Raw genomic sequence first — 7,778 nt, forward strand, 5'->3', positions numbered from 1 at the left:
TGGCATTAAAACGACGGGCTGTTCAGGTCTTGCTTATGTACTTGAGTTTGTTGACGATTTAAACGAAGACGATGAAACTTTTGCGGCTAAAGGTGTCACATTAATTGTTGACGCTAAAAGCTTAGTTTACATCGACGGCACAGAGCTCGACTACACTAAAGAAGGCTTAAATGAAGGGTTTAAATTTAGAAACCCTAACCAAGCAGATGAGTGTGGTTGTGGCGAAAGCTTTACCGTTTAAGATTTAAATATCTTTGTAGTATAAATAAGCCCTGCCAGTTAATGTAGGGCTTTGTTATTTTTGAAATTAATTTCTGAATTTTATTGGTTGAAGTTATGCGCTATTTTGAGTTATTTGCAATACCAGTTGACTACAATATTGATTTAGTAACAGTTAACAAGCACTACTTGGAATTACAACGTACTGTACATCCAGATCGCCACGCGAATGCGAGCAGCCGCGATAAGTTAATGGCTGTGCAAAGCGCCGCCGAAATTAACGATGCGCTACAAATATTAAAGCACCCAGTAAAGCGTGCTGAATATATGTTGAGCGAGCTAGGCGTTGATATTCGTGCAGAGCAGCAAACCTTGCAAGATCCAATGTTTTTAATGCAGCAAATGGAACTTCGCGAAGAGCTTGAAGAGCTAACATCATCAAGCGATCCTGATACTGCGATTGCAAATTTTGAAAAACAAATTAAGCAACTAAACGCGCAGTACAGTGCACAACTTGCCGAGCAACTAGCAAGTAACGATGAGCAGCAATATCAACTTGCCGCAGATAATATTCGTAAACTGAAGTTTGTTTATAAGTTGCGTGACGAACTAGAGCGCATTGAAGACAGTTTATTTGACGATTAATTACTTGCTGCAAAGCGAGCAACACGAGTTTAAAGAGCATTATGGCATTATTGCAAATTGCTGAGCCGGGGCAGAGCGCGGCACCACACGAACATAAACTAGCTATTGGTATTGACCTTGGTACAACCAATTCATTAGTTGCAACAGTACAAAGTGGCGAAGCCCGCACGTTAACTGATGATCTTGGCGCGGCTATGTTACCGTCGGTTGTTCGTTATCAAGCAGGCGGTATTACTGTTGGCGCAGAGGCTGCACAAGCAGCAACGCAAGATCCTGCTAATACACTTATTTCGGTTAAGCGTTTTTTAGGCAAAACTCAGGCTGAAATAGAGCAAAGTTATGGCCAATTACCGTATGAGTTTTGTGAAGACAATGGTGCGCTAGCAATAGAAACTGCGGCTGGCAAAATCAGCCCAATTAAAGCATCAAGCCATATTTTAGCTGCATTAAGATCACGTGCTGAGCAAAGCTTTGGTAATCAAGAAATTTTAGGGGCTGTAATTACAGTGCCTGCGTACTTTGATGACGCGCAGCGCCAAAGTACTAAAGATGCCGCAGAACTTGCTGGTATTAACGTACTACGTTTATTAAATGAGCCAACAGCAGCAGCGGTTGCTTATGGTTTAGATTCTGGCCAAGAAGGTATTATTGCTGTTTACGACTTAGGCGGTGGTACATTTGATATATCAGTACTTAGATTACACCAGGGTGTGTTTGAAGTAATGGCCACTGGCGGCGACTCAAGCCTCGGTGGTGATGACTTTGACTCATTACTAGTTGATTACTTTAAGCAGCAAACGGGTGTCTCATCTTTATCACCTTCAGTTTTACGTTTATTCATTAATAAAGCAAAGGCCTGTAAAGAAGCACTAAGCCAATACGCCAAAGTAAACGTGGGTCTTGAGTTTGACGATCAAAAATACACAGTAGAAGTAACACGCGAAACGTTTGACGAAATGGCTATGCCTCTCGTTAAAAAAACACTGCGTTCGTGTCGTCGTGCTGTAAAAGATGCTGGCATAGAAAACGACGAAGTACTGCAAGTTATTATGGTGGGCGGTTCAACCCGTATGCCACTAGTACGTAGCCAAGTACAAAGCTTTTTTGATAAAGAGCCGCTAACTTCAATCGACCCTGATCGTGTTGTCGCTTTAGGTGCTGCGCTTCAGGCTGATGTGTTAATTGGCAATAAGCCTGATTCTGACATGTTATTACTTGATGTATTGCCGTTGTCGCTAGGCCTTGAAACTATGGGCGGTTTGGTTGAAAAAATAATTCCACGCAATACGACGATTCCGGTAGCACGCGCGCAAGAGTTTACAACGTTCAAAGACGGCCAAACAGCCATGTCATTACATGTGCTGCAAGGTGAGCGTGAGCTTGTTGATGATTGTCGATCGCTTGCTAAGTTTAGCTTAAAAGGCATTCCACCAATGGCGGCAGGCGCTGCGCATATTCGTGTAACCTTTAAGGTAGATGCAGATGGTTTATTAAGTGTATCTGCAATGGAAAAATCAACAGGCGTACAAGCTGAAATTCAAGTTAAGCCTTCGTTTGGTTTATCTGACGACCAAGTAGCTAACATGCTAAAAGAGTCAATGAGTAACGCGAAAGGCGATATGCAAGCGCGTATGCTCAAAGAGCAACAAGTAGAAGCACTGCGTGTAATAGAAGCGCTTAATGCATCACTTGCAGCTGATGGTGCATTGCTTGATGATATGCAACTAGCTAACTTACGCACTGAAATTGCAGAACTGGTAAAAGTGCGCGAAAATGCACAAGAGCCTGGCGAAATTAAAGCAGCTATCGAAAAAGTCGATAATGCGAGTAGCGACTTTGCATCGCGCAGAATGGATGCATCAATTAAAAAAGCCCTTACAGGGCAGTCAGTAGACAACATTTAAGAGAGATTAGAATGCCACAAATTGTTTTTCTTCCACATCCTGAATTATGTCCTGACGGCGCTGCAATCGAAGCACCTACAGGCCAAACAGTACTCGACGCTGCGCTTAAAAATGGTATTAGCATTGCGCATGCTTGCGAAAAGTCGTGTGCATGTACTACGTGTCATTTAGTGATTCGTGAAGGATTTGATTCACTACAAGAAAGTGATGAGCTAGAAGATGACATGCTAGATAAAGCATGGGGCTTAGAGCCTGAGTCACGTCTTGGTTGCCAAGCAATTATAAGAGATGAGGACTTGGTGGTTGAAATACCTAAGTACAATCTCAATATCGTTAATGAAGAGCACTAGTTTTTAACGATGTATATATTAAAAGCCGCTGTTTGATACAGCGGCTTTTTTGTTTCAAGAAAGCATTTATAAACACGTAGCAGCGACTTTATGTCGCGTTTTTAAATATCAAACGTTTTAAGTTAAATTTTTCTAATCTCAAACTTGAACATCAAAATGATCACGTATTTTTTAGATTATATAAATGCGGGTTAAACCCGCTGCTACGAGTTCAACCCAATCCCTAAAATCTATTTCGGAGGTGTATTTTGAGTAATCTTATTTTTTCTGACTCATTTATTAACGGCGAGTTTTATAAAACAGACACGCACTTTAGCGTTAACGATCCCGCGACCGAAAAAAGTATTGTTGATGTAAGCGATATTGACGAGCAGGGTGTAAATAGCGCAATAACTGCAGCTCAAGGGGCTTTTGTTAAGTTAAAAACTACGAATGCGACCGAGCGAAGCGAAACGTTAATGCGCTGGTATGAGCTAGTTATAAAGCACAAACAAACACTTGCAGAGCTAATGACCAAAGAGCAAGGCAAGCCGCTTAAAGAATCCCTTGGCGAAATTGATTACGGTGCTGGTTTTATCAAATGGTTTGCAGAAGAAGCTAAGCGCAGTTACGGTGATGTAATTCCGCCAACAGATAACTCGCATCGTTTAACTAGTTTTAAGCAGCCTGTAGGTGTTGTAGCGGGTATAACGCCTTGGAACTTCCCTGTTGCTATGGTTACTCGTAAAGTAGCTCCAGCTTACGCTGCGGGCTGTAGTTTTATACTTAAACCTTCTGAACACACGCCACTATGTGCTATTGCACTTGCTTATCTGGCCGATCAAGCTGGTTTTGTTAAAGGTGCATTTAACGTACTCGTATCACAAGATGCTAAAACAGTCGGTAAAATGCTGACTGATTCAGAAGTCGTGCGTAAGTTTACATTTACCGGCTCTACCGGTGTAGGTAAGCAGTTACTATCGCAATGTGCAGACACAATTAAACGTACATCAATGGAGCTCGGTGGTAATGCTCCTTTTATTATTTTTGATAATGCAGATTTAGATGAAGCAGTCGAAGGATTAATGGCGGCTAAATTTAGAAATAGTGGGCAGGCATGTGTTGCAGCAAACCGTATTTTTATACAGCGTAATATTCTCGATAAAGTACTTTCAAAAATCACCCCTAAGGTTGCAGCGTTAAAAGTGGCAAATGGTTTTGAAGACGATGTCGATATTGGTCCACTCATTTATCCTAAAGCCAAAGAGAAAGTACAACAGTTAGTACAAGACGCACTCGATAAAGGCGCTACGTTGATTGGCGATAATAGTGACTTAGGTGGCAGCTTTCAAAACCCATTAATAGTAAATAACGTAACTACCGAGATGGATATTTACCACGAAGAAGTATTTGGTCCAGTATTAACGGTTATTCCTTTTGACGAAGAAAGCGAAGTGCTTGCCTTGGCTAACGATGTACCATTTGGTCTAGCTGCTTATTTTTACAGCCAAAATATTAAGCAAGTCTACCGAGTTAGTGAAGGGCTTGAATTTGGTATGGTCGGCGTAAATGAAGGTGTTATATCCAACCCAGTTGCACCATTTGGTGGCGTTAAGCAATCAGGTTTAGGCCGCGAAGGCGGGCATCAAGGGCTTGATGAATACCTAGAAGAAAAATACGTGTGTATAAAGATATAGCTGTTTTTTAGAAGCGAATTTAATTGCGTTTTGGTTTATTTCAGAAATATGGCAGAAAAATGAACTTTTTCTTTTACGGTTGCTACATAAAGCGCTTAATGCTACCTTTATGACCATATTTTTTGTTAATAAAACAACACTAAAAAACAAATAAAAAGTAAAAGGATTTCTATAAGTAGAAATAACCCCGTGTGTAAATGCCACCGTAAGGTGGCATTTTTTTGTTTGAATAGTTTTGTTTGCAATAAAGCTTTTTAGATGGAAATGCGCTTTCATAGCTATTAACTTATAGGTGTGTAGCCTGGTAAGTTATCAAAATCTATCTCATCTAACTGCTCAGGATTTGCATACTCATTGATGTAATTTTTATAAACTTGTGACTCAATAAAAATAGCAAAAATATCAGCATCAAGATGATTTTTAGCAACCATTGACCCCAAAATAAATAAACACTCACTGACCGGTTTTGCTTTTTTGTAAGGCCTGTCTACCGCAGATAGCGCTTCAAAAATATCCGTAATAGCCATTAACCTTGCAGGCACCGACATTTGCTCTTTGGTTAAACCTCTAGGGTAACCAGTACCGTCAAGTTTTTCATGATGACCTAAAGCATATTCAGTAACATTGCTTAAGTGTTTAGGGAACGGTAGGGCATCTAAAATATTTTTAGTTACATCCATATGACGCTTCATTACTTCACGTTCGGCTTCGGTTAACGTGCCTCTTCGTATTGTTAAGTTTTCAACTTCATCAGCTGAGAGCAATGGTGTATTAATATCATTTATAACGAGTTGGTATTTGTTTGCAATGCGTTCAATGTGCTCAAGTTCTGCATCACCTAAAAACTCGCCTCCTACATTCACACGCTGTAATAATGCACGGTCTAATGCCAACTGTTTAAGTTCGGTATCAAGTAGTCGTTCAAATTGTTGAACTTCGATAGGTTTTTGCAGCTTCATCGCACAGATGATTTTTTGCTGATACGCTATTTTTAAATCTCGGCTAATTATTTCAAATTTAGCATCTACATATTTTATTCGATCAAAAATAGTTTCTAGTTTTGTCGACTTTTCCATAATGTGATCGGGAGTCGCGATTTTCCCACAGTCATGTAACCAGCCTGCTATATCAAGTTCATGGCGGTCAGCTTCACTCATCGAAAATGAAGCCAATGGGCCTTTATTTATATCATGGACTGCATCAGCTAACATTAATGTGAGCGCTGGCACTCTTTTACAATGGCCGCCGGTATGAGGTGATTTTTCATCTATTGCCATTGCAATTGTTTCAGCGAAGGTTGAAAAAAGATCTTCCATTCCCTTAATCAGTGTTGAGTTAGTTAATGAAATAGCGCCTAGAGAGGCAAAAGATCGAATTAAAGTGGCGAGTTCTTCACTAAAAGGAATATTTTTATTTTGCTCGTCTTTAACATTTATAAGCTGAATGACACCAATAATATCATCTTCATGATCTTTCAAGGGAATTGTTAGCATGGACTCAGAGCGATAACCCGTGCGTGCATCCATTTTGCGAGCTGCGCTCATATCAAAGGGCAGGGCATCATACACGTCAGGAATATTAATCACTTCGCCAGAGTTTGCGGAGTGAGCAACAATAGCTGTTTCATTTGGTTTGCCATCAATAAAAAGATCTATATTAGGAAAATCAACAGGGCTCCCTAAAGTGCCACCTAAATAGAGATTCAATGATTTATTTATTACCGTTTCAAACTTGAGTTGTTTGTTTGGGGTAATCGAGTAAATGCTGCCAGCATCAGAATTTGCTATCGACATCACAACTTGCAGTATTTCATCAAGTAACTTAGACGAATTTTTTTCTGTTGTTAGCCTAATGCTAATATCGATAAAATGCTGAAGATTTGTTTTATCTATAATGTGCTGTCGCATATGTTTACTACTTTTTAGTATGTTTGAAGGCACCATTCCAATCCTTAGCGAGTGTTTGCAAATCAGTGCCCTTAATACGTTCGATAAAAATACCATAAACGTCAGAGCTAAATACGGTCGTGCTTTGTAGTTCTTTAAATAAACTAAGTGCTTGTGGCCATTTTTTATTATAAAAAAGAGTTATGGCTTGCTGTGATTTTTCAACTTCATTTAACTGCTCTTCATCGAGCTTATCTATAAAGTTTATAGGCTCAAACAACTGTACCGCCGTTGTTTTTCCGACAACTTGCACTTTATCTATTAAACGAAATGAAATATGAGGGCATTCCTTCATAGTCTCTTCTGTAACAAGAATAGCTACGCCGTAAAATTTGGTCAAGCTTTCTACTCTAGCACCTAAATTAACAGTATCACCAAGAACTGTATAGGCTTTACGGTAAACCGATCCCATATCACCTACATTCATGTCGCCAGTACTTAAGCCTATACCAATTTTTATTGCAGGCTGGCTGCTTTCTGCAAATAACTGATTTATTTGCGTTAACCCGTTTATCATAGCCATTGCGGCTTCAACAGCATGGCGAGCGTGGTTTTCATCTTTTAGTGGGGCGTTCCAAAATGCCATCACCATATCGCCTACGTACTTATCAATAGTTCCGTTATGATCAAATATGATTTTGGTAATAGCTGTAAGATATTCGTTTAAGTAGTCGCTTAATTGATGAGGTGACATACTTTCGGATAAAGAAGTGAAGCTACGGATGTCGGCAAATAGCACCGTCATATTTTTTCGCTCACTTTTTTGAGATAAACTTTTACCTTGTAATATCATTTGGTCTATACGCTCAGGAGGTACATATTGGTCAAACATCGATTTTATTTTTCGGCTGTGCTTCATCTCAGCGATAGATCCAACAATGATGTAGTAACCCGCTAATATAATGATGAGTAAAAGAGGCATTAATAAAGGTAAACTAATTTTTTGTACTGACCATAAATAAACGTTTGAAAATATAACGACACTTGTGACTATAAGAGACAAAATAATAATAAAACGTGCGCTCTTACCGTGGCTAA

General features: G+C 39.7%; 7 protein-coding genes. 5 read left to right on the forward strand and 2 right to left on the reverse strand.

The window, feature by feature from the left end:
* The 5 genes from ENH88_RS06125 to ENH88_RS06145 form a co-directional block, all read left to right on the forward strand.
* Positions 1–241: HesB/IscA family protein (locus ENH88_RS06125; RefSeq protein ID WP_304180705.1), on the forward strand; the 241-nt coding region annotated here is incomplete at its 5' end.
* 95 nt (positions 242–336) lie between these two features.
* Positions 337–864, forward strand: coding sequence for a co-chaperone HscB (hscB, locus tag ENH88_RS06130; protein WP_024598032.1), 528 nt, complete (start codon positions 337–339; stop codon positions 862–864).
* A 41-nt stretch (positions 865–905) separates the two neighbouring features.
* Complete coding sequence (gene hscA, locus ENH88_RS06135; protein WP_076925405.1) at positions 906–2,768, forward strand: Fe-S protein assembly chaperone HscA; 1,863 nt, start codon at positions 906–908, stop codon at positions 2,766–2,768.
* 11 nt (positions 2,769–2,779) lie between these two features.
* A complete protein-coding gene (gene fdx, locus ENH88_RS06140; RefSeq protein ID WP_007586379.1) occupies positions 2,780–3,118 on the forward strand; it encodes an ISC system 2Fe-2S type ferredoxin in 339 nt (112 codons plus the stop codon).
* Between the two features lie 248 nt (positions 3,119–3,366).
* Positions 3,367–4,794: an NAD-dependent succinate-semialdehyde dehydrogenase gene (locus ENH88_RS06145; RefSeq protein WP_304180713.1), complete on the forward strand. Its 1,428-nt coding sequence runs from the start codon at positions 3,367–3,369 to the stop codon at positions 4,792–4,794.
* Between the two features lie 281 nt (positions 4,795–5,075).
* On the opposite strand, the gene ENH88_RS06150 is transcribed toward ENH88_RS06145, so the two are convergent.
* Positions 5,076–6,737, reverse strand: a complete 1,662-nt coding sequence (locus ENH88_RS06150) for an HD domain-containing phosphohydrolase (RefSeq protein WP_304180715.1) — start codon at positions 6,735–6,737, stop codon at positions 5,076–5,078.
* Positions 6,709–7,778, reverse strand: a 1,070-nt coding sequence (locus tag ENH88_RS06155) for an adenylate/guanylate cyclase domain-containing protein (RefSeq protein ID WP_304180717.1), incomplete at its 5' end; no start/stop codon positions are given. The genes ENH88_RS06155 and ENH88_RS06150, both read right to left, overlap by 29 nt.

Origin of the sequence: Pseudoalteromonas prydzensis (assembly GCF_011050055.1) — a bacterium.
GTDB lineage: Bacteria > Pseudomonadota > Gammaproteobacteria > Enterobacterales > Alteromonadaceae > Pseudoalteromonas > Pseudoalteromonas prydzensis_A.